The 23441-nt window shown below is 73.1% G+C and carries 20 protein-coding genes and 1 pseudogene; 6 read left to right on the forward strand and 15 right to left on the reverse strand.

The window, feature by feature from the left end; translation table 11 throughout:
* Positions 1-5 precede the first annotated feature (5 nt).
* Together AB0K18_RS16830 and AB0K18_RS16835 are read left to right on the forward strand one after the other, a co-directional pair.
* Complete coding sequence (locus AB0K18_RS16830; protein WP_364914906.1) at positions 6-2603, forward strand: CHAT domain-containing protein; 2598 nt, start codon at positions 6-8, stop codon at positions 2601-2603.
* Between the two features lie 91 nt (positions 2604-2694).
* The gene (locus AB0K18_RS16835) at positions 2695-4398 is read left to right on the forward strand and encodes a RyR domain-containing protein (RefSeq protein ID WP_364914907.1); all 1704 of its coding nucleotides are present in this window, start codon (positions 2695-2697) and stop codon (positions 4396-4398) included.
* A gap of 63 nt (positions 4399-4461) precedes the next feature.
* Here the strand turns inward: AB0K18_RS16835 and AB0K18_RS16840 are convergent, their stop codons facing one another.
* From AB0K18_RS16840 to AB0K18_RS16895, 12 genes and pseudogenes are all read right to left on the reverse strand, one after another.
* The gene (locus AB0K18_RS16840; RefSeq protein ID WP_364914908.1) at positions 4462-6150 is read right to left on the reverse strand and encodes a SpoIIE family protein phosphatase; all 1689 of its coding nucleotides are present in this window, start codon (positions 6148-6150) and stop codon (positions 4462-4464) included.
* On the reverse strand, positions 6147-6848 hold the full coding sequence (locus AB0K18_RS16845; protein ID WP_364914909.1) for an ANTAR domain-containing protein: 702 nt from the start codon (positions 6846-6848) through the stop codon (positions 6147-6149). Before AB0K18_RS16845 ends, AB0K18_RS16840 begins: the two co-directional genes overlap by 4 nt.
* 46 nt (positions 6849-6894) lie before the next feature.
* Complete coding sequence (locus AB0K18_RS16850; protein WP_364914944.1) at positions 6895-7209, reverse strand: response regulator; 315 nt, start codon at positions 7207-7209, stop codon at positions 6895-6897.
* Positions 7210-7741: 532 nt separating this feature from the next.
* A pseudogene (locus tag AB0K18_RS16855) lies at positions 7742-9898 on the reverse strand (HAMP domain-containing protein); the annotation flags it as partial.
* Between the two features lie 124 nt (positions 9899-10022).
* A complete protein-coding gene (locus AB0K18_RS16860) occupies positions 10023-10385 on the reverse strand; it encodes an STAS domain-containing protein (protein WP_364376975.1) in 363 nt (120 codons plus the stop codon).
* Between the two features lie 138 nt (positions 10386-10523).
* On the reverse strand, positions 10524-11372 hold the full coding sequence (locus tag AB0K18_RS16865; RefSeq protein ID WP_364914910.1) for a class I SAM-dependent methyltransferase: 849 nt from the start codon (positions 11370-11372) through the stop codon (positions 10524-10526).
* 41 nt (positions 11373-11413) lie between these two features.
* Entirely contained in the window at positions 11414-12022 is a 609-nt protein-coding gene (locus tag AB0K18_RS16870) for a TetR/AcrR family transcriptional regulator (RefSeq protein ID WP_364914911.1), read from the reverse strand.
* A gap of 47 nt (positions 12023-12069) precedes the next feature.
* Complete coding sequence (locus AB0K18_RS16875; protein ID WP_364914912.1) at positions 12070-12513, reverse strand: CBS domain-containing protein; 444 nt, start codon at positions 12511-12513, stop codon at positions 12070-12072.
* Positions 12514-12593: 80 nt separating this feature from the next.
* Positions 12594-13256, reverse strand: coding sequence for a TrkA family potassium uptake protein (locus AB0K18_RS16880; protein ID WP_364914913.1), 663 nt, complete (start codon positions 13254-13256; stop codon positions 12594-12596).
* A complete protein-coding gene (locus AB0K18_RS16885; RefSeq protein ID WP_364914914.1) occupies positions 13249-14601 on the reverse strand; it encodes a potassium transporter TrkG in 1353 nt (450 codons plus the stop codon). The genes AB0K18_RS16880 and AB0K18_RS16885 overlap by 8 nt, the downstream gene beginning before the upstream one ends.
* 162 nt (positions 14602-14763) lie before the next feature.
* Positions 14764-16896: an ATP-dependent RecD-like DNA helicase gene (locus tag AB0K18_RS16890; RefSeq protein WP_364914915.1), complete on the reverse strand. Its 2133-nt coding sequence runs from the start codon at positions 16894-16896 to the stop codon at positions 14764-14766.
* 35 nt (positions 16897-16931) lie between these two features.
* Complete coding sequence (locus AB0K18_RS16895) at positions 16932-18170, reverse strand: acetate/propionate family kinase (protein ID WP_364914916.1); 1239 nt, start codon at positions 18168-18170, stop codon at positions 16932-16934.
* A 128-nt stretch (positions 18171-18298) separates the two neighbouring features.
* Here AB0K18_RS16895 and AB0K18_RS16900 point away from each other — a divergent pair, with 128 nt between their 5' ends.
* Genes AB0K18_RS16900 through AB0K18_RS16915 form a run of 4 tightly spaced genes read left to right on the forward strand, consistent with a single transcriptional unit; the run spans position 18299 to position 22358 of the window.
* The gene (locus AB0K18_RS16900; protein WP_364914917.1) at positions 18299-18787 is read left to right on the forward strand and encodes a 2Fe-2S iron-sulfur cluster-binding protein; all 489 of its coding nucleotides are present in this window, start codon (positions 18299-18301) and stop codon (positions 18785-18787) included.
* Positions 18784-19752, forward strand: coding sequence for a xanthine dehydrogenase family protein subunit M (locus AB0K18_RS16905; protein ID WP_364914918.1), 969 nt, complete (start codon positions 18784-18786; stop codon positions 19750-19752). Before AB0K18_RS16900 ends, AB0K18_RS16905 begins: the two co-directional genes overlap by 4 nt.
* Positions 19749-21782 carry a xanthine dehydrogenase family protein molybdopterin-binding subunit gene (locus AB0K18_RS16910; protein ID WP_364914919.1) on the forward strand — a complete coding sequence of 678 codons (2034 nt, stop codon included), beginning with the start codon at positions 19749-19751 and terminating at the stop codon, positions 21780-21782. The genes AB0K18_RS16905 and AB0K18_RS16910 overlap by 4 nt, the downstream gene beginning before the upstream one ends.
* 51 nt (positions 21783-21833) lie before the next feature.
* A complete protein-coding gene (locus tag AB0K18_RS16915; protein ID WP_364914920.1) occupies positions 21834-22358 on the forward strand; it encodes a DUF6328 family protein in 525 nt (174 codons plus the stop codon).
* Here AB0K18_RS16915 and AB0K18_RS16920 read toward each other — a convergent pair.
* From AB0K18_RS16920 to AB0K18_RS16930, 3 genes are read right to left on the reverse strand one after another with little or no spacing between them, the layout of a single operon-like run.
* The gene (locus tag AB0K18_RS16920) at positions 22316-22633 is read right to left on the reverse strand and encodes a monovalent cation/H(+) antiporter subunit G (protein ID WP_364914921.1); all 318 of its coding nucleotides are present in this window, start codon (positions 22631-22633) and stop codon (positions 22316-22318) included. The genes AB0K18_RS16915 and AB0K18_RS16920 overlap by 43 nt on opposite strands.
* Positions 22630-22902, reverse strand: coding sequence for a monovalent cation/H+ antiporter complex subunit F (locus tag AB0K18_RS16925; protein ID WP_355427634.1), 273 nt, complete (start codon positions 22900-22902; stop codon positions 22630-22632). Before AB0K18_RS16925 ends, AB0K18_RS16920 begins: the two co-directional genes overlap by 4 nt.
* Positions 22899-23432, reverse strand: a complete 534-nt coding sequence (locus tag AB0K18_RS16930; RefSeq protein ID WP_364914922.1) for a Na+/H+ antiporter subunit E — start codon at positions 23430-23432, stop codon at positions 22899-22901. Before AB0K18_RS16930 ends, AB0K18_RS16925 begins: the two co-directional genes overlap by 4 nt.
* Between the last annotated feature and the right edge of the window lie 9 nt (positions 23433-23441).

Below are 23441 nucleotides of genomic sequence, written 5' to 3' on the forward strand. Positions count from 1 at the left end.
CGGTCTTGCGCGACAGCGGTTTCGCGGCGATCCGCGAGCAGGTCGAGCACCTGCACAAGATCAGCGTCGAGGCGACCGACAACGGCCGCCCCGCCCAGGCCGCCCGCCGCCTGCGCCGCGCGCTCGCCCTGCTCGGCCACTCCGACGCCGACCCCGCCGAGCCCGCCGAGCCTGACGGGCCCGACGGGCTGCTGGCCCGGCTGCTCACCAGCCTCGCGCACGCCGAGGCCGAGCAGGGGCACACCGGGCGCGGCATGGAGCTGCTCGACGCCGCCCAGCGCCGGGCGCCGCCGCACGAGCTGGCCATCGTGCACGCCCAGCGCGGCCTGCTGCACCTGCGTCTCGGCGCAGGTGCCGAGGCGCTCGCCGAGCTGGACGCCGCCGCGCCCCTGCTCGCCGCGGCGGGCGAGCGGGTCGAGCTGTCCAGGGTGCTGCTCAACCGGTCCGTCATCCACCTCATGGCCGGCCGGGTACGCCAGGCCAGGGACGACGCCCGCAGGAGCGCCCAGCTCGCGCACGCGGCCGGGCACCGGGTGCTCGCCGCCAAGGCCCTGCACAACGACGGCTACTGCGACCTGCTGCTCGGCGACGTACCTGCCGCGCTGCGCGTCTTCGCCCGCGTCGAGAGCCTCTACCAGGACGTCAACCCAGGCTTCCTGCCCGTGCTCGCCGTCGACAGGGCCCGCGCCCTGCTCGCCGTGGGCCTCACCGACGAGGCAGGACGCACCCTCGACGGCGCCATCGACGGCTTCCGCCGGCAGCGGCTCATGCAGGACTACGCCGAGGCCCAGCTGGCCCGCGCCCAGTGCGCCCTCGACGCGGGCCGCCACGCCGAGGCCAGGGACCGGGCCCGGCGGGCGGAGACGTACTTCCGCCGCCGCGGCAGCACCGCCTGGGCGCTGCGCGCGGTCCTCATGCGCCTGCGCGCCGACCTCGCCCGTGGGGTGGCTCCCGGCCCGGTAGCCCCGGGCGCGGTGGCTTCCCGGGCGGTGGCTTCCCGGGCGGTGGCTCCTGGTGCGGTGGCGCGGAGGGCGGGGAGCCTGGAGGAGCGGTTCGCCGCGCTCGGCATGCGGGATGACGCCGAGATGGCCAGGCTTGTGGCGGTTCGTGCGCTCATCGCCGGCGGGCGGCCCCCCGCCGCCTTTCCCGAGGGCGGGCGGAACGTGTCGCTGGAGGTGCGGCTGATGCGGCACCTCGCCGGCGCCGAGCTGGCCGGCGCGTCCGGGCAGCGGGGCCTGGCGCTGCGCCGCGTACGGGACGGGCTGGCGCTCATCCACGCCCACCGGGGCCGCCTGGGCAGCCTCGACCTGCTCACCGGCGTCGCCGCCCTGGGCGCCGACCTGGCCGGCCACGGCCTGCGCGCGGCCCTCGACGGGGGACCGCCGCGGCAGGTGTTCGCCTGGTCGGAGCGGTGCAGGGCGCAGGCGTTCCGGTTCCGCCCGCCGCAGGCGCCCGAGGACGGCAGGACCGCCGAGGCGCTGGCCGAGCTGCGCCGGCTCGCCCAGCAGATGCACGCCGACGAGGCCGCGGGCCGCCGCGACCCCGCGCTGCGCCGGCGCTGCCTGGAGCTGGAGCAGGTGATCAGGGAGCGCGGCTGGCAGCTGCCAGGCGTGGGCGAACGGCTGCCACCCGCGCCGGCCTCCGCGGTGGAGTCGGCGCTGGCCGAGGACGACCTGGCGCTGGTCAGCCTGCTCAACGTGGACGGCGGGCTGCTGGCCCTGGTCCTCGTACGCGGCCGGTGCCACCTGCACCGGCTGACCGCGTACGAACCGGTGGCCGAAGCCGCGCGGCGGCTGGCCGGTGACCTGAACGCCCAGGCGGGACGCAACCTGCGGCCCGCGCTGAAAGCCGTGATCGAGGCGTCCGTGCAGCGGCAGCTCGCCGTCATCGGCGACGCGCTCGCGGCGCCGCTGCGCCAGGCCCTGGACGGCGCCCGCGGGATCGTGCTGATCCCCACCATGGGGCTGTCCGCGGTGCCCTGGGGGCTGCTGCCCCACCTGCGCGGCAGGCCGCTGGCCGTGGCGCCGTCCGCGCTGGTGTGGCTGGCGGCCAAGGGATCCGCCGCGCCCGAAGACGGCTCGCCCGTCCTGGTCGCCGGGCCCGACCTCAGGCACGCCCAACGCGAGGTCGAGCGGCTGGGCGACGTCCATCCCAAGGCACGCCGCCTGACGGGGGAGCAGGCGACGGTGGCGGCCACGCTGGAGGCGCTCGACGGCGCGTCCATCGCCCACTTCGCCGCCCATGGCCACCACGAGCGCGAGAACGTGTTCTTCTCCCGGCTCGTGCTCGCCGACGGGCCGCTCATGGCGTACGACCTGCAGCGGCTCGGCCGGGCGCCCGGCCACGTCGTGCTGTCGGCCTGCGACGTCGGCCAGGCCGTGGTCAGGGCGGGCGACGAGCTGCTCGGGTTCACCGCCGCCCTGCTCTACCTCGGCACCTCCACCGTCATCTCCAGCCTCACCCGCGTGCCCGACCAGGTGGCCGAGCGCGTCATGACGGCCTACCACCAGGCCGTCGCGGAAGGGGCGCGCCCCGCCGACGCCCTCGCCATCGCCTCACTCGGCGAACCCGCCGCCACCTTCGTCTGCTTCGGCGCCGGCTGATCATCTCCGGGAAAGCGGTAACGCCGGGGACACCCGTTGCTATGAAGGAGCGGACGGTCCTTGTCGTCTCAGGCTGCGGAAGCGGGGCGGGATGCGAGAGACGGGCTCCATCAGGTCCTCGGTGATGGCCGGGTTCGGGTTCCTGGCGCTGGTGTCGCTGGTGCTGGGGTTCATGGGGCTGCGTACGCACCTCGCCGCCGCGACCCCCGCACCCACCCTCCTCGACCTCGTCTACTACGACCTCCAGCTGTTCGTCATCGACCCCCAGCCGCTCGGCACGCCGGGCCCGCTGCCGTGGCCGCTGGAGGTCGCCAGGTTCACCGCGCCCGCGGTCACGATCTACGCGCTCGCCGAGACCGTACGCCTGCTGCTCGGCGCCGAATACCGCAGGCTGCGGGCCCGCGAGGCGTCCGGGCACGCGGTCGTCTGCGGCACCGGCCCGCTGGGACAGGCGCTGACGCAGCGGCTGCGCGAGAACGGCCGCACGGTCGTCGTCATCGGCGGCCCGGCCGGCGACCCGCAGCGGGCGCGCGGGGTGTTCCACGTCGCGGGCGACGCCAGGAATCCGCAGGTGCTGCGCGCGGCCGGCGCCCACCGGGCCCGCGTCGTCTACGCCTGCGAGGACGACGCCACCGCCAACGTCGCCATCGCCGCCGCCGCGCACGGCCTCGGCAGCGGCTCACCCGTGTCGGCCTACGCGTACGTCCCCGACCCCGGCCTGTGCTCCGCGCTGCGCGCCCGCCGCCTCGGCTCGGAGGGGCCGCACGAGCGGCGGCTCGACTTCTTCAACCTGGAGGAGCTGGCCGCCCGCGTGCTGCTGCTGCGCGACCCCGTCACCCACGAGGGCCCCGTCCTGCTGCTCGGACTCAGACACTTCGGCGCGGCCCTGCTGGTCGAGCTGGCCCGGCAGTGCCGGCTGCGCGCCGGGGCGCGCGTCCCGGTCCGCGTGCTCGCCCCCGGCGCGACGGCCCAGGTGGAGGCGGTGTGCAGGACGTACCCGTTCGTCGCCGACCACTGCGCCGTGACCGCGCACGACGCGGGCGCCGACGGGCTGCGCCCGTTCCTGGAGGACATGAAGGAACGTCCCCAGCGCGTCTACGTCTGCTACGGCGACGAGGACGACGCCCTGACCGCCACCCTCACCGTCGCCCCGCTGTGGACCGGCGCACCCATGATCGTCCGGGTGGGCCAGCGTAGGGTGTTCGCGGAGGCGTTCGGAACCGCGGGGCTGCTCGACGACGTCGCCGGCACGCTGCGGTTCTTCGCCGTCACAGAAGAGGCGGGACGACCCGATTTGATCGACGAGGACGTGATCGAGCGCCTGGCGCGGGCGATCCACGAGCGATACCTGATGGGGTGCGCCGAGCGCGGCGAGACCCCTGAGCAGAACGAGTCCATGGTGCCGTACGAGGCGCTGACCGAGGCCAAGAAGGGCCAGAACCGCGACCAGGCCGCCCACATCGGCATCAAGCTCCGCGTGATCGGCGCGGTGCCGGCGCCGAGCACCGACGCGCCTGCCACGTTCGCGTTCGAGCACGACGAGATCGAGCTGCTCGCCGAGCTGGAGCACCGCCGCTGGATGTCCTACCTCCTCGACCGCGGCTGGACCCACGGCCCCACGCGCGACGACGCCAGGAAGCAGCACCCGGACCTCCTCGACTGGGAATACCTGTCGGAGGAGGCGCGCGGCAAGGACCGCGCGGCCGTCACCGGCCTGCCCGCCCTCCTGGAGGACGCCGGCTTCCGCATCGTCCGCGTCCCGCCGGAGAACCGGCGTCAGCACACGGGGCGATAGGGACGTTCCACGACGTACTCGGACCACTCTGCGGCGCCCGTGGGGGTGGCGGCCGGGGCGCTGTCAGCGCAGCTGGACGCCGATCAGGCAGGTGTCGTCGTCGGTGTCGGAGTTGGAGTGGGTCAGCAGGTCGTCCAGGCGGTGATCCAGCGTGGCGGCGCCGCGCCTGGCGATGGCCAGCAGCCGGTCCTGGGCGTGGCGCAGGTTGTGGTCGCGCCGCTCGATCAGGCCGTCGGTGTACATCAGCAGCGTGTCGCCGGAGCGCAGCTGCAGCCGGCCCTCCTCGTACGCCGCGTCCTCGAACGCGCCCAGCAGCGGCCCCTTCAGCACCGGCAGCTCGCAGCCGTCGCCGTCGCCGTCGCGCAGCAGGATCGGCGGCAGGTGCCCTGCCCGCGCCCAGTGCAGGACGCGGGACGACGGGTCGTACAGCGCGCACACCGCCGTCGCCGTCATGCGGTCGGCCAGATGGTGGGCGACCATGTTCAGCCAGGTCATGAGCTGGGCGGGGCCCGCCCCCGTGGTGGCGAGGCCGCGCAGCGCGTTGCGCAGCACCACCATGCCGGTGGCCGCCTGCACGCCGTGGCCCGCCACGTCGCCGACCGACAGCAGCACCTGGCGTGAGGGCAGCGCGACCGCGTCGTACCAGTCACCGCCGACCAGGTGCTCCTTCTGCGCCGGGCGGTAGCGGACCGCGATGTGCAGGCCCGAGGAGTCCATGCTGCCGTGGGACGGCGGCATGATCGCCTGCTGCAGCTGCAGGGCCAGCCTGTTGCGGGCGGCCGACTGCTGCTCGGTGTGGGCGAGCTGGTCGCGGGTGACGGACAGCGCGACCTCCGTCCAGTGCTGGGAGGAGATGTCCTGGTACGCGCCGCGTACCGCCATCAGCCGGCCGTCCGGGCCGAAGACGGGCTCGGCCACCACCCGCATGTGCCTGGCCACGCCGTCGGGGCGCCGCAGCCGGAACGCGACGGCCGCCATCCTGCGGTGGTGCAGCACCGTACGCAGGAACCGGCCCACCGCCACCGCGTCGTCGGGGTGGGCGTGGTCGCGCAGCCGTTCGAGGGGGACGGGGCGGTCGCCCTGGGTGCGGCCGTACAGGGTGTACAGCTGGGCGTTCCAGGTGATCTCGCCGGTACGCGCGTTCTCCTCGAACCCGCCGATCCTGCCCAGCCGCTGCGCGTGCTCCAGCAGCCCCGCCAGCCGCGCGTCCTCGTCGTGGTCCCGCCACACCATCAGCACGTACTCGCCATGCCGGGTCAGGCTGACGTCGGCGACGCCCGTGGCGCTCAGCTGGAGCGGCATGCGCTCGGCCCGGAACGGCTCACCGGTGGCATGCACCCGCTCCAGCAACCCCAGCAACGTGCGCGCCGCCTGCGGACAGGCCTCCAGCAACGACCCGCCCACGTGGACAGGGTACGCCTCCAGCAGCATCCCGTCCCCGCGCGTGACCCGCTCACTGACGTGCTGGATCTCGAAGTCCGCCGGCTTCTGGTGCTCGTCCAGCCGGGCCCGCAACACCAGGGACGGATCCGGCAACGCATCCGCCAGCCCCACCAGTTCGGCGTGCTGCGCCGCTCCCGTGGCCGCATCCTCGGGCCTGGCGACGTACGGCGAGTCGAGCGTCCGCGCACATAGCTCGGCCAGCGCCTCGATCTGCCGCTCGACCCGTACCGACCGCGCCGGCACCGCGTAAGGCCAGCACACCTCCAACACCCCCACCACCCGCCCTTCGGCCACCATGGGGACGGTCACCCGCCCCCCACCCTCATGCTCATCCAAGGGCCGGCCACCGGCCGGACGGTCATCGGAGAGTGAGCTTCCGGTTGGGGGTGGCCGATGGCGGGGAGGGTGGTTGACGGGTGCCAGAGGAGGCGGCGTTCGCGCAGGGTGCGGCTCGCCGGGGTGGGGACGCCCGGTGGGATGTGACGCCAGCGCCTGGCCTCCTCGTGGCCGAAGCCGGCCTGCCCGGCCAGGGCGAGGGCGCCGCCCGGCTCCGCCTCCCAGACGGCCACGGCCGTCGCGCCCAGCGGAGCCAGCGCGTGCTCCAGCAGCGACGCGGCCACGACCTGGGTGTCGCCTGCGCCCAGAGCCGAGCTCTCGGCGGCGCGCAGGCGGGCCGACACCGCCGGGTCGTGCTCGCCCGCCTCTCCGATGCGGTCGCCCGCCACCTCGTTCACCACGTCGGCGGCGACCTCCAGCGGCGTCACGCCCGCCTTGACGGCGAGCAGGGCGAGCTGCTCGGCCGCCTGCGCCGGCGTGCACCGCAACCGCTCGACCAGCACCCCCTTGGCCAGCTCGATCACCGCACCACCGGCAGCGGCCCGCCGCACCCACTCAGCCTCCCCCCGCAACCGCTCAACCGTCGCCACCAGGTGCTCCAGCCCACCGGCATCCGCGTCGGCGCCGGCGGGGGAGGGAGGTGTCTCGTCGTTCTCGGGTGGGGGTGTCATGGCGGGAGGGGGCGGGTCGGAGGCCAGGGGAACGGTGCGGGTGGCGTCATGACAGGTCCAGCCAGTGGCGGATGCGGGCGATCAGGTGGTCGGCGTCCACGGGCTTCGTGACGTAGTCCGAGGCGCCGGCGGCGAGGCTCTTCTCCTGGTCGCCGGGCATCGCCTTGGCGGTGACGGCGATGATCGGCAGGTGCGCGTACTGCGGCATCGAGCGGATGGTCTCCGTCGCCGTGTAGCCGTCCATCGCGGGCATCATCACGTCCATCAGGATCAGGTCCGTCTCCGGGTGGGTGGTCAGCGTGTCGATGCCGGCGCGGCCGTTCTCGGCGTGCAGGACGGTGATGCCGTGCAGCTCCAGCATGCTGGTCGGCGGTGAGGTGCAGGGCGATGCGCTCGCGCAGCTCGTCGAGGCTGGACAGCAGCTCCAGCGGCTGGTGCGCCAGGCGCACCTCCTGCTGCGGGTGTGAGCGCCAGTTGTTGTACGCCAGCACCGGGACCCCGCGCAGCCGCGGGTCGCCGTCCATGGCGGCAAGCACCCGATAAGACGACATGTCAGGCATGTCGAGGTCGAGGACGATGCAGTGGCACGGCTCCCCGCCCAGCAGCCGCGCCGCCTCCTCGGCCCCGGCCGCCGTGACCACCTCCATCGTCCCGCCCAGGTCGCGGGCGGTGGCGAGGTCGCCCACGACGCTCTCCGCGACCAGCGACAGCAGCCCGCCCCGCCGCTCCTCGATGACGAGGAGCCGCCGCGCGCTCACCGGCGCCCGCTCGGCCGACCGCGCGGGCGCGCCCTCGGCGGGCGCGACCGCCTCACCGGGCTCCAACCCGGGCCGCGCCACCGGCAGGTACAGCGAGAACACGCTGCCCTGCCCCGGCGTGCTCCGCACGGTGATGGCCCCGCCCAGCAGGTACGCGATCTCCCGGAAGATCGACAGCCCCAGCCCGGTGCCGCCGTACTTGCGGCTGGTGGTGCCGTCGGCCTGCTGGAACGCCCCGAAGATCACTTCGAGCTGCTGCTCGGGGATGCCCACCCCGGTGTCGACGACCCGCAGGGCGATGGCGGGGCCGTGGGGACGTACGGACGCGGGCAGCTCACCCGGCGCGGCCGGCTCGATGCGCAGCTCCACGCTGCCCGTCTCGGTGAACTTGACCGCGTTCGACAGCAGGTTCCGCAGCACCTGCCGCAGCCGCGAGTCGTCGGTGAGCAGCTCGGCCGGCACGCCGGGCGCCGGGGTGACCCGGAACTCGAGGCTCTTCTGGCCGGTCATCGGCCGGAACGTGGCCTCGACGTAGTCGAGCAGCCGCCGCAGCTGCACCCATTCGGGGTTGATGTCCATCTTCCCGGCCTCGACCTTCGACAGGTCGAGGATGTCGTTGATGAGCTGCAGCAGGTCGGACCCGGCGGAGTGGATGATGCCCGCGTACTCGACCTGCTTGGGGGTGAGGTTGCGGGTGTGGTTCTGGGCGAGCAGCTGCGCCAGGATGAGCAGCGAGTTGAGCGGTGTGCGCAGCTCGTGGCTCATGTTGGCGAGGAACTCGCTCTTGTACGTGGACGCCAGCGACAGCTGGTGCGCCCGGTCCTCCAGCTCCTGCCTGGCCTGCTCGATCTCCAGGTTCTTGGTCTCGATGTCCTGGTTCTGGCGGGCCAGCAGCGTCGCCTTCTCCTCCAGCTCGGCGTTGGAGCGCTGGAGCTCCTCCTGCTGCTGCTGCAGCTCCTCCGAGCGGGCCTGCAGCTCGACCGCCAGCCGCTGCGACTCCTTCAGCAGCTCGTCGGTACGCGCGTTGGCCACGATCGTGTTGAGGTTGACCCCGATCGTCTCCATGAGCTGGTCGAGGAAGGCCCGGTGCACCGGCGTGAACGCCTGCACCGAGGCCAGCTCGATCACGCCCAGCACCTGCTCCTCGACCACGATGGGCAGCACGATCACCGACGACGGGTCGGTGCGGCCGAGCCCTGAGGCGATCGTGATGTAGCCGGGCGGCAGATCGGTCATGGCGATCGTCCTGCGGCTGCGCGCCGCCTGCCCGACCAGCGCCTCGCCGAGCCTGAACCGGGTGGGCCGCTCGGGGTCGACCGGGTAGCCGTAGGCGCTGATCAGCTTCAGCTCGCTGTCCTCGGCCGAGAAGAACGCGCCGTACTGGGCGGAGACCAGCGGCGCCAGCTCGTTCATGACCAGCTCGGCCACGGTGGTCAGGTCGCGGTGGCCCTGCATCAGGCCGGACATGCGGGCCAGGTTCGACTTCAGCCAGTCCTGCTGCTCGTTGGCGGTCGTGGTCTCGCGCAGCGACTTCACCATCGAGTTGATGTTGTCCTTGAGATCGGCCAGCTCGCCCTCGGCGTCCACGGTGATCGAGCGGGTCAGGTCGCCCGAGGTGACGGCGCTGGTCACCTCGGCGATGGCGCGCACCTGCCTGGTGAGGTTGCCGGCCAGCTCGTTGACGTTCTCGGTGAGCCGCTTCCACGTGCCGGAGACGCCCTCCACCTCGGCCTGCCCGCCGAGCCTGCCCTCGCTGCCGACCTCGCGCGCGACCCGCGTCACCTCGGCCGCGAACGACGAGAGCTGGTCCACCATCGTGTTGACGGTGTTCTTGAGCTCCAGGATCTCGCCGCGGGCGTGCACGGTGATCTTCTGGGACAGGTCGCCGCGCGCCACCGCCGTGGTGACCTGGGCGATGCTGCGTACCTGGTCGGTGAGGTTGCCGGCCATCGCGTTGACCGACTCCGTGAGGTCCTTCCAGGTGCCCGACACCGCCGGCACGTCCGCCTGGCCGCCGAGCCGCCCGTCCGTGCCGACCTCGCGGGCCACCCTGGTCACCTCGGAGGTGAACAGCGACAGCTGGTCCACCATGCCGTTGAACACCGACGCGATCTCCCCGAGCAGCCTGTCGGCGTCGTCGGGCAGCCGGGTGCGGAAGTCGCCGTCCCTGACGGCGGTCAGGCCGGCCAGCAGCCTGCGCAGCTCGGGCTCCTCACCCGCCTCTCCCTGGCCCCTGGCGCGTTGGCCGCGCGCGGCGGACGGACGGGACGTGCCGACGGTGGGGTCGTTCATGACCGCTCCTCCGTACTCGCCCAAGCAATCGAGGTAGCGCAGAGATTATCCGGAGTCGGCCGCCCCGTGGGCTAGCGGCGAGTTGTCATTGCCCTATCACAGCATGTATCCGGCGGGAAATCCGTCAGAGGGAATGGCCCGCCGAGGTGAGCGCGGCGACGGCCGTCTCCACCGTGTCGTGCACGGGGACGTACGCCGCCACGCCGGTGATCTCGAAAAGGCGGGCGGGCAGCGGCTGCACGCCCGCCAGATGCACGGTGCCGCCGTTCCTGAGACAGTCGGTGGCGCAGCGCAGCAGCACGTGCAGCCCCGAACTGTCCATGAACGGGACGCCCGACAGGTCGAACACCATGCCCCGGGCGAGATCGACGGGCAGGTCACGGACGTAGGCCTCGAGCTGGGCTCGATTGGTGGCGTCCATCTCGCCGTTGACGGCGATCACGATCACCCCGCGCGGGCGCTGGTGCGCCAGCTTCAATGGCGGCATCTACGGCTTCTCCGCTTTCGCCGGCGGAATACGACCATCCAACGAAGAATAATCCGCAAAAGTGTCCTGGGATATCCCTGGATTTCCGCCAAAAGCGGGATCCTCCGCCGGGCCGGGAGAGGGGCTCGGGCGAGAGGTTCAGGCGGTCGTGCGCGGTGTTGTGAGCGGTGCCGTGAGCAGGGTCGTGGTGACGGTGACCGTCGCGTACGGCAGCACGAACCGGCCCCCCAGCGCGTCCACCGCCGCACCCATGCCCGCCAGCAACTCCTCTCGTTGCTCCGCGGGCAGCCTGCTGTGGCCGCCGAAGGTGGGCAGCGCGTCCAGCCACTCCTCCCGCGTGTACGTCCGCTCCCAGTCGTCCCGCCACCGCTCGGGCTCGTGGAACGCGCCGCACGCCTCGATGCCCTCGCTCGCCTTCCCGGCCATCACCGCGTACGCCTCCAGCGCCGGTCCCGCCGCGCCCACGGCCGCCATCTGCGGCAGCACCCGCCGGTAGACCTCGGCGAAGGCGTCGGCCACGGCGGGCGGCGGCTGCATGACGTTCCAGAACAGCGCCAGCCGGCCGCCGGGCCGCAGCACCTCGGCCGCCCTGGCGGCGCCCGCCACCGGGTCCACCCAGTGCCAGGTCTGCCCGGCGACCACCGCGTCGAAGCGGCGCCCGCGCGCGTCCCAGGTCTCGAACGGCGCCACCTCGGCCTCCAGGCCGCGCTCCCGCGCGAGCCTGACCATGCGCCCGTCCACGTCCACGCCGAGCACGCGGCAGCCGGCCGCCTGGAGCTGCCGGGCGGCGATGCCGGTGCCGCAGCCGACGTCGAGAACGTCGGGGCCGGGCGCGGCGCCGGCGATGCGGGTGATCAGGGGCTCGGGGTAGCTCGGGCGGGCGCGGTCGTAGCGGTCGGCCTCGGTGCCGAAGGACTCGGCGACCTCGCGGAGCTGATGGGTCTCCTGCCCGGAGGGGAGGCCGGGCTCAGGGGAAGTAGTGGGCATACGCCCACAGTAGGTGGGCGTCCGCCCACTCGGCAACGCGCTCAGGTTCGTTTCGCCACAGGCGGACGCAGCAGCGACAGCATCGTGGTCACCAGGACCTTCTCCACCTCGTCCGGTGCCAGCCGGCCCGTTTCGAGCTCCTGCGCGGCGCTGTGCAGGATCGCGAAGAACGCCGTCACCAGCCACTGCAGCGGCAGGTCCGTACGGAAGTCGCCGGTCTCCCGCCCCCGCGCGATCAGCCGCTCGACCCGGCGCAGCGGGCGCTCGTGCCGCTCCCTGATGCGTTCGGTGGGCAGCGCGCGGTCGGCGGCGAGGAACAGCCGGCGATGGCGGTCGAGCACCTCCCACGACGAACGCAGCAGACCCTCCATGGCCTCGGGCGGCGGCGCGGTGTCGATGCGGTCGTCCTCCAGCACGCCGTCCGCCATGCGCACCGCATGGTCGAGCACCGCGTCCACCAGCGCCTCACGGGAGGGGAAGTGGCCGTAGAGCGTCACCCTGCCCACCCCGGCCTCCCGCGCGATGTCGGCCACGCCGGCCCCCGGGTCGGCACTGAGCAACCGCGTGCCGGCCTCCAGGATCGCGGCGATGCTGCGCTCGGCGTTCGCACGCCGGGCCGGAACGGGCTGTCGAGCCACGGCCTTCACCATGACCCCACCCTACGTCGCCCGGCCCGTCATCCCAGGTAAGCCCGGTTTCACAGCTGGAGTGCGTGGTCGAGCAGGGATTGCAGGGTGACGGCGCCGATCAGCCGCTTGTCGGCCACCACCGCGACGAGCGGGCTGTGCGTCCGTGCCATCAGCGAGGCCAGCTCCAGCACGGTCGCCTTCGGACCGGCCACCGGCAGCTCGCGCGGCTCCTCCGGCAGGCACTGGCGTACGGTCCTGCCGTCGAGCCGATGCAGGAACCGGTCGGCGTGCGCCTCGTCCACCACCCTGGCCAGCGCCGGGTCGTCCTGGCAGTAGGCCGGCACCGCCAGCCGCAGCACCTGCGTGCCCGGCAGGATGCTGTGCGGGAGACCGTCGTCGCCGATGAGGATGAGCCCCGGCAGGTCGCGGTCGGCGAGCAGCCTGGCCGCCTCCAGAGCCGGGGTGTCGAGGGTGACCGTCGGGAACTCGACGGCGAGATCGCGTGCGCGCATGCGATGACCTCCCTTACCAGGGTGAATGCCCTCTGCGTGGGGCGTTGCAGCGTCCGGTCACGAGCTTGTCACCGCACGGGTCAGGGCAGCTCGGCGAAGCGCTCCACCTGCTCGGTGCGCCCGGAGACGAGCACGATGTCGCCGTACGACAGCTCCGTCTCGGCCGTCGCGTACGTGAACTCCTCGCCAGGCGGCTGGACCGCCACGATCGTCACGCCGTACTTGCGGCGCAGGTTGGACCGGCCGAGCGGGATGCCGACATATTCCTTCGGCGGGCTGGTCTTGGCCAGCGCGAAGTTCTCGTCGACCTGCATGTAGTCGAGCATGCGGCCGCTCACCAGGTGCGCGACCCGCTCGCCCATGTCGTGCTCGGGGAAGACCACGTGATGGGCGCCGATGCGGCTCAGGATGCGGCCGTGCTGGGTGCTGATGGCCTTGGCCCAGATGTCGTTGATCTCCAGCTCGACCAGCAGCGACGTGGCGAGGATGCTGGCCTCGATGTCGCTGCCGACCGCCACCACCGCCTGGTAGAAGTCGGGCACGCCGAGCTGGCGCAGCGCCTCCATGTCGGTGGCGTCGGCGGTCGCGATCTGGGTGATGCGGCCCGCAAGGCTCTGCGTGATCTTGGGCCGGTTGTCGATGGCCAGGACCTCGGTGCCGCGCCGGGTGAGCTCCAGCGCCAGCGACGTGCCGAACCTGCCCAGGCCGATGACGACGACCGGGTCGCCCTTGTACTCAGCCAACGATGACACGCTCCTCTGGTAGCTCGTAGTGCCGGGCGCGCCTGTTGAGGGCCAGCGCGGAGCCCAGGGTGAGCGGGCCGATGCGGCCCACGAACATGAGCATGACGAGCAGCACGTGCCCGGCCGTGCCGACGTCGGCGGTGATGCCGGTGGACAGGCCCGCCGTGCTGAACGCGGAGACCACCTCGAGCATGACCTGGTCGAGGCTGTGCGGGGTGAGCGCGAGCAGCACGTACGTCGCCACACCCACCAGCCCTACCCCCAGCGCCGTCACCGTGACGGCCTGCCGCTGGTTGGTGTCGGGCAGCCGCCGGTGACCGACGTTGACCCGGCTCTCGCCGCGCAGCTCGGCCCACACCACGAACGCCAGCAGGCCCGCCGTGGTCACCTTGATGCCGCCCGCGGTGCCGCCGCTGCCCCCGCCGATGAACATGAGCAGGTCGGTGAGCAGCCAGCTCGACGGGTACATGGCCGAGACGTCGAGGGTGTTGAACCCGGCCGAGCGCGGCATGACGGCGGTGAAGAACGCGGCCAGCAGCTTGTCGGGCTCGTCGAGCGCGCCCAGCGTGCCGGGGTTGCGCCACTCGGTCATCAGGAAGACGAGGGTGCCGAGCACCAGCAGCGTCACGGTGACGCCGAGCGTGATCCTGGTCAGCACGCTCCACTTGTGCGGGTGGCGCCAGGTGCGGGCCAGCTCGAACACGACGGGGAAGCCGAGCCCGCCGACGATGCAGGCGAACGCCACGGTCAGGCAGATCCACGGGTCGGTGACGAACCTCATCAGGCTGTCGGGCCACAGCGCGAACCCCGCGTTGTTGAACGAGGCCACCGCGTGGAAGCCGCCGAGATAGAGCGCCCGGCCGAACGGCTCACCGTAGGCGACCATGAACCGGCCGGTCAGCACGACGGCGGCGACGCTTTCGCACAGCAGCGTGAACAGCACCACCTTGCGGATCACATGGCGGATGTCGCTGGCGCTGAGCGTCTTGGTCTCGGCCTGCGCCACGATCTTGGCCCGCAGTCCTAAGCGGCCCGAGACGAGCAGCGTGAACACGGTGGCCATGGTCATGATGCCGAGCCCGCCCACCTGGACCAGCCCCGCGATCACCAGCTCCCCGAACACCGACCAGTGCGAGGCGGTGTCGACCACCGCGAGACCCGTCACGCACACCGCCGAGGTGGCCGTGAACAGCGCGTCGACCAGCCCGGCCGGCTCGCCTGACGTGGTGGCGGCGGGCAGCGCCAGCAGGGCCGTGCCCGCCGTGATGGCCAGGCCGAACCCGAGCACCACGACCTGCGCGGGCTGCTGGAAACGGGACGTCAGCCAGGCGACAACGCTGTTCATGCACGTGCCCCGATGTGACGAGCACGGCTACGGTCACGCATTCGTGAACGCCTCCCCCGACCGTCCGGCCGGCAGTCCATGCCGACCAGACCTCCGGCGTACCGACGCACTACCGTAACACCGCCGCCGAACGGCGGCGCACCGGCCGCCCGGTGGTCTCGCTCACCCGTCGAGAGCCAGCGTGAGCCGCCTGGCCAGGCCCGTGTCGCGGCGCCTGCCGAGGCGGTGGACGGCCAGCTCCAGCGCCTCGCGCTGGCCCACCAGCACCACCCACGCCTTGGCCCGCGTCACCAGCGTGTAGAGCAGCTTGCGGCGCAGCATGACGCCGCCAGACTCGGCCACGATCGGCGCCACCACGAACGGGTATTCGCTGCCCTGCGAGCGGTGCACGCTGATGGCATAGGCGTGGGTGAGGTCGTCGAGCTCGTCGAAGCCGTACGTCACCTGCTCGCCGTCGTCGGTGCGGATCTCGACCGCGCGCTCCTCGCGCACCACGGCCGTCACCGTGCCGGTCTCGCCGTTGAAGACGCCCTTGTCGTAGTTGTTGCGGATCGGCATGACCCGGTCGCCCACCCGGAACACCGTGGACCCCGACCAGTGCTCGGGCCGGTCGTCGGCGGCCGGGTTGAGCTGGTCCTGGATGAGCCTGCCGAGCGCGGTGGCGCCCGTCTCGCCCTTGCGCATCGGGCACAGCACCTGCACCTGGCCGGGATCGACGCCCTGCTTGCGGGGGATCGCCACCATCGCCAGGTGCGACACCCGCCGCGCGACCTGCGCGGGGTCGTCGAGCTCCTCGAACCAGAACCCGCCGCCGCCCGGCGTCGCGGGCAGCCGCCCCGCGCGGATGCGGTGGGCGGCCTGGACGATGCCGCTGCCGCCGGCCTGGCGGAAGACGTGGGTCAGCTCGACGCGCGGGATCGCGGTGACCCGCAGCAGGTCGGCGAGGACGTCGCCGGTGCCGATGCTGGGCAGCTGGTCGCTGTCGCCGATGAGCAGCAGGTGGCTGCCCGGCCGCACGGCCGCGGTGAGCCGGGTGGCCAGATGCAGGTCGAGCATGGACGCCTCGTCGACCACGATCAGGTCGGCCTGCGCGGGCCGCTCGTCGAACAGCGTCTCGGGGTCGGGGTCGGGCTGCTGGGCGAGCATGCGGTGGATGGTCATCGCGGGCAGCCCGGTCAGCTCCGACAGGCGCTTGGCGGCCTTGCCGGTGGGCGCCGTGAGCGTGACCGTGCCGCCTGCGGCCCGCACGACGGTGGCGATCGCCTTGACCGTGTGGCTCTTGCCGCACCCCGGCCCGCCGGTGATGATCGAGACGGTGCTGGTCAGCGCCATGGTGACGGCCGCGCGCTGGTCGTCGTGGAGCCCGGGGTCCTCGTGGAAGGAGCGCAGCGGCAGCGTGGAGCGGGCCCGCAGGAGCGCGGTGAGCTGCGCGGTCAGCGCCACCTCGCGGCTGTGCACGTGTTTGAGGTAGGCGACCGGCTCGTCGGGCCTTTCCGGATGGGTCTCGACGACCAGCCGCCGCTCGCCCGCCAGCGCGTCGACCATCGGCCGCACCAGCTCCTGGTCCTGCTCGATCAGCTGCGCCGCCTCCCTGACCAGGACCTGCACCGGGACGAAGCAGTGGCCGTCGCGGCTGCCCGCCGCCTCCAGCCGGTCGAGCAGCGCCGCCTTGACCCGCTGCGGGCTGCGCTCCGGCACCCCCGCGCGCAGCGCGATGCGGTCGGCGATGCGGAACGCGATGCCCCTGACCCGGCCGATGAGCTGGTAGGGGTCGGTGGCGAGGACCTCTTCCGCGTCTCTGCCGAACACCTGGTGGATCTTGGCGGCGAGCAGCGGGCTGACCCCGAGGCCCTGCAGGGTGACCATGAGCGCGGCGATCGCCTTCTGCTCCTGCCACGCCTGGACGATCTGCCCCTGCCGCTGCGGCCCGATGTTGACGACCTCGGTGAGCCGCTCGGGCTCGCCGTCGATGACCTTGAGCGTGGCCTCGCCGAAGTGGTCGACGATCGCGTACGCCAGCTTCGGCCCGATGCCCCTGATCAGCCCCGACCCGAGATAGGCGCGGATGGCGCGGACCGACGACGGCGTGATCCGCTCACAGCCGCTGACCGCGAAGCGCCGGCCGTGACGGGCGTGCCTGCCCCACTCGCCGAACAGCCGCAGCGTCTCGCCCGGCTGCACTCCGGCCAGCGCCCGGCCGGTGGCCACGAAGTCGGGCTCGCCGTCGGCGCTCATGCGCGCGACGGTGTATTCGTCGTCACGGACGTAGACGAGCTGCTCGACGCTGGCCTCCACACAGGAGATCCAACCACCAGGCACCGACAACCCGGCTAACCGGCCGCCGCGTCCGCCGGAGGGTCGTCGAGCGTGCTCAGGCACTCGCGGGCGAGCTGCAGCTCCTCGCGTACCTGGACCACGAGGATCGGGACCTTCGCCTCGTACGCGCTGACGGGCCCGTCGTCGCTCCGCTCGCGCAGCGGCGGCGGCTCGACGCCCAGGACGCCCAGACGGCGGCAGACCGCCTCGCGCACCTCTGGCTGGTCCCAGCCGATCTCCCCGGTGAACACCAGCGCGTCGATCCGCGGCAGCGCGGTCGCCGCCGCGGCGATCTCCCCGGCCACCCGGTGCGCGAACACGCGCAGCGCCAGCCCGGCCGCCGCGTCGCCGTCGCGTTCGGCCGCCACCAGCTCCCGCGTGTCGCCGGACCGGCCGCCCGACAGGCCCAGCAGGCCCGAGCGGCGCTGCAGGCCGTCGCCCAGCTCCGCGACCGACAGATGGCCCTGCGACAGCAGCCACACCAGCATCCCCGGGTCCACGCTGCCCGACCGCTTGCTCATCGGCAGGCCGTCCAGCGGCGTGAACCCCATGGACGTGTGCCGGCTGCGCCCGCCGGAGACCGCGCACACCGACGCGCCGCCGCCCAGGTGGGCCAGCACCAGCTCCAGCTCGGCCACCGGGCGTCCGAGCAGATCGGCCACCCGGTCGACGGCCCAGGCGTAGGACAGGCCGTGGAAGCCGTAGCGGCGCAGGCCGTGCTTCTCGCGCCACTCGGGCGGCAGGGCGTAGACGGCGGCCTCGTCCGGCAGGCCGGCGTGGAAGGCCGTGTCGGGGCAGAGCACGTGCGGCACGGCCGGGAGCTGCTCGCGGGCGGCGTCCAGGAGGTCGAGCGCGGGCGGCAGGTGCAGCGGGGCGAGGGCGGTCAGGCCGCGCAGCGCGGCCACGGTCTCGTCGTCGGCGACGGCGGGCGCGCGGACGACGTCGCCGCCGTGCACCAGCCGGTGCGCCACGGCCCTGATGTCCCGGTCGAAATGCCCACCCAGGAAACCCTCCAGCGCCGCCGCCCCCGACCCGCCGCCGGCGCCCTCCCGGCCGGACGGGCTGGGGTGTTCCGGGGAGGAGGGGGAGCCGGCGCCGGACCGGAAGCCGGAGCCCGAGCCGGAGCCGGAGGCTTGCGGGTCTGTGGCGAGGTCGGTGTGGGTGCTGTCGATTACGCAGCCGCCCTGGACGAGGTCCAGGCGGAGGCTTGATGAGCCGGCGTTCACCGTGAGGATCGCCGCCTCCTCTTCCATGGCCCGCCCCATGCCGCCACGGCTACCCGCCACCACCCCGGCAAAACCGGACGTCCAAGGACGAAAGGGCGGCGCCGCTTTACCGCTGCCAGGGGTTGTCGCTCACAACGCTCGGGTAGTCGTGCGAAATGGACATCACCCTGCAGGTGAACGGAGTGCCGCGCACGGTGCACGTGGACCCGCGCACGTCGCTGCTCGATCTGCTCCGCGAACGCCTCGGCCTCATCGGCGCCAAGAAGGGCTGCGACCACGGCCAGTGCGGCGCGTGCACGGTGCTGATCGACGGCCGGCGCGCCAACGCCTGCCTGGCGCTCGCCGTCGCGGTGGAGGGCAGGGAGATCACCACCGTCGAGGGCCTGGCGAACGGCGAGGAACTGCACCCGCTGCAGGCGGCCTTCATCGAGCACGACGCCTTCCAGTGCGGCTACTGCACGCCGGGCCAGCTCTGCTCGGCGGCCGGGATGCTGGGCGAGCCGGGCCCGAGCGCCGTGACCGAGGACCTCGCCACCGACCCTGGCCTGACCCCTGAGGAGATCAGGGAACGGATGAGCGGCAACCTGTGCCGGTGCGGCGCCTACGTCAACATCGTCAGCGCCATCCGCGAGGTGACGTCGTGAAACCCTTCGAGTACGCCCGAGCCGCCACCCCGGCGGAGGCCGTGCGCGGCTTCGCCCCCGGCACCATGTACCTCGGCGGCGGCACCAATCTGGTCGACCTCATGCGCCTGGGCGTGGCCGAGCCGGACCGCCTGGTGGACGTCAGCCGGCTGCCGCTGGACGAGATCGAGCAGGTACGCGACCGCGTCCGCATCGGCGCCACCGTCCGCAACACCGACCTGGCCGTGCACCCGCTGATCCGCACCCGCTACCCCATGCTGGCCAGGGCGCTGCTGGCGGGCGCGTCGGGGCAGGTGCGCAACATCGCCACCGTGGCGGGCAACCTGCTGCAGCGCACCCGCTGCCCGTACTTCCAGGACGTCACCAGGCCGTGCAACAAGCGCAGGCCGGGCTCGGGCTGCCCGGCCATCGCCGGCGACCACTCGGGTCTCGCCGTGCTCGGCGCGTCCGACGCCTGCGTGGCCACCCACCCCTCGGACATGGCGGTGGCGCTGGCCGCGCTGGAGGCCGAGGTGCACGTCACGGGGCCGGGCGGCGACCGCATCGTGCCCATGCCCGGCCTGCACCGGCTGCCGGGCGACGAGCCGGAGCGGGACACCGTGCTGGAGCCCGGCGACCTGATCACGGCCGTCGAGCTGCCGCCGCCGCCCACGGGCGTCCAGACCTACCGCAAGGTGCGCGAGCGGTCGTCGTTCGCGTTCGCGCTGGTGTCCATCGCCGCCGCGCTCGACGTGCGCGACGGCAGGGTGGCCGGGTGCCGCATCGCGCTCGGCTCGGTGGCCCACGTGCCGTGGCGGGCGGAGCGGGCCGAGGCGGCGCTGATCGGCGGGCCCGCGACGGGGGAGGCGTTCCTCCAGGCCGCCGAGGCGGAGCTGGAGCAGGCCAGGCCGCTGCCGCGCAACGCGTACAAGGTGCCGCTGGCCCGCAACCTGATCGTCGCCACGCTGGAGGAGCTCGCGCCGTGAACCGCATCGAGGGCCGCGTCAAGGTCACGGGACTGGCCACGTACGCGGCGGAGTACCCGGCCGAAGGCGTCACCTACGCCTACCCCGTGCAGTCCCGCATCGCCAAGGGCCGCGTCAAGCACGTGGACGCCGCGCCCGCGCTGGAGCTGCCCGGCGTGCTCGCCGTGCTGTCCTGCGAGGACCCGCCGAGCCTCGCCGAGGACGCCGACCCCGAGCTGGCCCTGTTCAGGAGCAGGGACATCGCCTATCGCGGCCAGATCATCGCCGCCGTCGTCGCCGACACCTACGACAACGCCCGCGCCGCCGCCGACGCCGTCCGCGTGGACTACGACCCCGACGACCACGACGTCACCCTGCGCATGGACCACCCCGGCCTGTACAAGCCCGACGTGGTCAACCCGAACTACCCGACCGACACCGAGCTGGGCGACGTCGAGGCCGGGCTGGCCGAGGCCGCGACCACCGTGGACGTCGTCTACGAGACGCCCGTCATGCACAACAACCCGATGGAGCCGCACGCGGCGCTGGCCTACTGGGACGAGGACGGCCGGCTCATGCTGTACGACACCGCGCAGGGCAGCTCCACCAGCCGCGACATGGTCGCCCACACGCTCGGCCTGCCGAAGGACCAGGTCAGGGTGGTGGCCAGGCACGTCGGCGGCGGGTTCGGCTCGAAGGGCACGACCAGGCCGCAGGCGGTGCTGGCCGCGCTGGCCGCCAAGGCGGTGGGCCGCCCGGTCAAGATCGCGCTGACCAGGCAGCAGATGTTCGACGTCACCGGCTACCGCACGCCCACCATCCAGCGGCTGCGCCTCGGCGCGGACGGGGAGGGCCGGCTGACGGCGCTGGAGCACGTGGCGTACGAGCAGACCTCGACGATCGCCGAGTTCGCGGAGCAGACCGCCACCGTGGCCAGGGTCATGTACGCCACCCCCGCCCTGCGCACCAGGCACCGCCTGGTCCGGCTCGACGTCGGCACGCCCTCGTGGATGCGCGCGCCGGGCGAGTGCCCCGGCATGTACGCGCTGGAGTCCGCCATGGACGAACTGGCCTACGCCGCCGGCATCGACCCCGTCGAGCTGCGGCTGCGCAACGAGCCCGAGACCGAGCCGTACAGCGGGCTGCCGTTCAGCTCCCGCGACCTCGTGGGCTGCCTGCGCGAGGGCGCCCGCCGCTTCGGCTGGGAGCAGCGCGACCCGGCGCCCGGCGTCAGGCGCGAGGGGGAGTGGCTGATCGGCACTGGTGTGGCGTCCTCCACCTACCCGGCCAGGCGGCGGCCGTCGAAGGCGCTGGCCAAGGTGCTGGACGGCGGCGACGTGCTCGTCCAGGTGGGCGCCGCCGACATCGGCACGGGCGCGCGTACCGCGCTGACCAGGATCGCCGCCGCGACGCTGAACGTCGCGCCCGAGCGGGTGCACGTGGAGTTGGGCGACAGCGACCTGCCGGACGGGCCGGTCGCCGGCGGCTCCATGGGCACCGCGTCCTGGGGGTCCGCCGTCGTCCGCGCCTGCGAGGAGCTGGTCAAGGACGGCAAGGAGGGCCGGGCCGACACCACCGACGAGGTCGCGAAGGAGGCCGAGCTGGCCAGGCACGCGTTCGGCGCCCAGTTCGCCGAGGTGCGGGTGAGCACGGTGACCGGCGAGGTGCGGGTCTCGCGGCTGCTCGGCGTCTTCGCCGCCGGGCACATCGTGGACGCCAAGCTCGCGAGGTCGCAGTTCATCGGCGGCATGACGATGGGGCTCGGCATGGCGCTGATGGAGGAGACGCTGACCGATGAGGAGTTCGGCGGGTTCCTGCACCGCGACCTCGCGCAGTACCACGTGCCGGTCTGCGCCGACATCCGCGACGTCGAGGCCGTCTGGCTGGACGAGCAGGACGACGCGCTCAACCCGATGGGCAGCAAGGGCATCGGCGAGATCGGCATCGTGGGCACCGCGGCCGCCGTAGGCAACGCGGTCTTCCACGCGACCGGCCACCGCGTGCGCGAGCTGCCGATCACTCCCGCGAAGGTGCTGGGGCACACGTTTTAACGGTGCTTCGCGGAGCAGAGTAAGGCTCTCGTCCAGTGGCGGGAGGCCCCCTTGAAGAACGAGTCGCACCAGGAACGTGCGGACCGCAATTTCGTCGAACTGCTCCAGGGCGCGCGCGTGGCGGTGACCGGCGTGCAGGTGCTGTTCGCGTTCCTGCTCACCGTGCCCTTCTCCACGGGCTTCTCCCGGCTGGACCAGGCCGACCGCTGGCTCTACTTCGCGGCGCTGCTCAGCGCCGCCTTCGCGTCGATCTGCTACATCGCGCCGCCCGCGCAGCACCGCGTGCTGTTCCGCCAGGGCCGCAAGGAGACGCTGGTACGCCGCTCCAACGTCTACGGCATCCTGGGCGCGCTCGCCTTGGCGGTGTCGATGACCACGTCCACGATGTTCGTCATCGACTACCTGTTCGACGCGACGCTGGCGTGGATCGCGGCCGGCCTGCTGGCGCTGCTCGCGCTGTGGACCTGGTTCGGGCAGCCGGCGCTGGACCGCTCGGACACGGGTCCGGACGGGGACGAGGGCTCCACGCGCGCTCAGTCGTCGGAGGGCAGCCCGGTGTCGTCGTCGGAGGAGTGACGGGCGTTGGCCGCCCGCCCCACCATGTAGGCGGCGACCGACACCGTGATCACCTGCGAGAGTGCCACCAGCAGCAGCGGCCCCGCGTACGTCAGCGACGGCCGGTGCAGCCACATGGCCAGCAGCACCAGCAGCACGCCGAGCACCTGCGGCTTGGTGCCGGCGTGCATGCGCTGCAGCGTCGTGCGGAAGCGCACCAGCCCGATCCCGGCCGACAGCGCCAGCACCGCGCCCAGCAGCAGGCAGGCGGAGGCGATCATGTCGAGCACGCTCATCGGCTCCTCCTCTCCTCCTTGCCGGAGAAGAAGCGGGCCAGCGACACCGACCCGACGAACCCCAGCAGCGACAGCACCAGCAGGATCGGCAGGTCGGAGTAGTCGTCCCTGACCACCGCGTACGCCCCGGCCCCGCACATCGACAGCGAGGTGAACACGTCCAGCGCCACCGCGCGGTCCAGCATCGACGGGCCCCTGCCCACCCGGTAGAGCGTCGCCGCCGCCCCGCAGCCGAGCAGGGCCAGCGTCACCAGGTACACCGTGTTCACGCCAGCTCCTCCTGGTCCATGGGCGTGCCGAAGGCCGCCACGATGCGCGACTCCAGTTCCGCCACGTCCCGGCGTACGGGGTCGGTGGCGTCGCCGGGCCGGCCCAGCACGTGCAGCAGCAGTTCGCCGGGGTAGCGCTCGACGACCAGGCTGCCGGGCAAGGTGGAGATCGCCACCATGACCAGCACGGTGATCGGCTCGGACGTCGTGCGCAGCGGCACCCGGACGAACTGCGTCGGCGGGTCGCCGGGCCGCAGCACGTAATAGACCACCCGCACGGTCGAGATCACCAGGTCGAACGCGAAGGACAGCAGGAAGCGGGCCAGCGGTACGGGATGCGGCCTGATGCCCCGGTTGATGGGCGGCATCGGCAGCAGCCAGGTCACCACCAGCCCGGTCGCCAGCCCGCCCAGCACGGTGCCCACACTGAGGTCGCCCCACAACGCCACCCACACCAGCGTCAGCCAGGCCACCAGGGGCAGCGGCACCCGCCGGCCCAGCAGCCGCGGCGCCGGCGACTCCCGCCTCATCGCCACCTC

The sequence above is a fragment of the Nonomuraea sp. NPDC049421 genome, from assembly GCF_040677005.1.
GTDB lineage: Bacteria > Actinomycetota > Actinomycetes > Streptosporangiales > Streptosporangiaceae > Nonomuraea > Nonomuraea salmonea.

Bases quoted from the DNA above. Each gene is read 5' to 3' on its own strand.
- AB0K18_RS16835 (WP_364914907.1), top strand. From the start codon at position 2,695: ATGCGAGAGACGGGCTCCATCAGGTCCTCGGTGATGGCCGGGTTCGGG.
- AB0K18_RS16845 (WP_364914909.1), bottom strand. From the start codon at position 6,848: ATGACACCCCCACCCGAGAACGACGAGACACCTCCCTCCCCCGCCGGC.
- AB0K18_RS16850 (WP_364914944.1), bottom strand. From the start codon at position 7,209: ATGCTGGAGCTGCACGGCATCACCGTCCTGCACGCCGAGAACGGCCGC.
- AB0K18_RS16860 (WP_364376975.1), bottom strand. From the start codon at position 10,385: ATGCCGCCATTGAAGCTGGCGCACCAGCGCCCGCGCGGGGTGATCGTG.
- AB0K18_RS16865 (WP_364914910.1), bottom strand. From the start codon at position 11,372: ATGCCCACTACTTCCCCTGAGCCCGGCCTCCCCTCCGGGCAGGAGACC.
- AB0K18_RS16870 (WP_364914911.1), bottom strand. From the start codon at position 12,022: ATGGTGAAGGCCGTGGCTCGACAGCCCGTTCCGGCCCGGCGTGCGAAC.
- AB0K18_RS16875 (WP_364914912.1), bottom strand. From the start codon at position 12,513: ATGCGCGCACGCGATCTCGCCGTCGAGTTCCCGACGGTCACCCTCGAC.
- AB0K18_RS16885 (WP_364914914.1), bottom strand. From the start codon at position 14,601: ATGAACAGCGTTGTCGCCTGGCTGACGTCCCGTTTCCAGCAGCCCGCG.
- AB0K18_RS16895 (WP_364914916.1), bottom strand. From the start codon at position 18,170: ATGGAAGAGGAGGCGGCGATCCTCACGGTGAACGCCGGCTCATCAAGC.
- AB0K18_RS16900 (WP_364914917.1), top strand. From the start codon at position 18,299: ATGGACATCACCCTGCAGGTGAACGGAGTGCCGCGCACGGTGCACGTG.
- AB0K18_RS16920 (WP_364914921.1), bottom strand. From the start codon at position 22,633: ATGAGCGTGCTCGACATGATCGCCTCCGCCTGCCTGCTGCTGGGCGCG.
- AB0K18_RS16930 (WP_364914922.1), bottom strand. From the start codon at position 23,432: ATGAGGCGGGAGTCGCCGGCGCCGCGGCTGCTGGGCCGGCGGGTGCCG.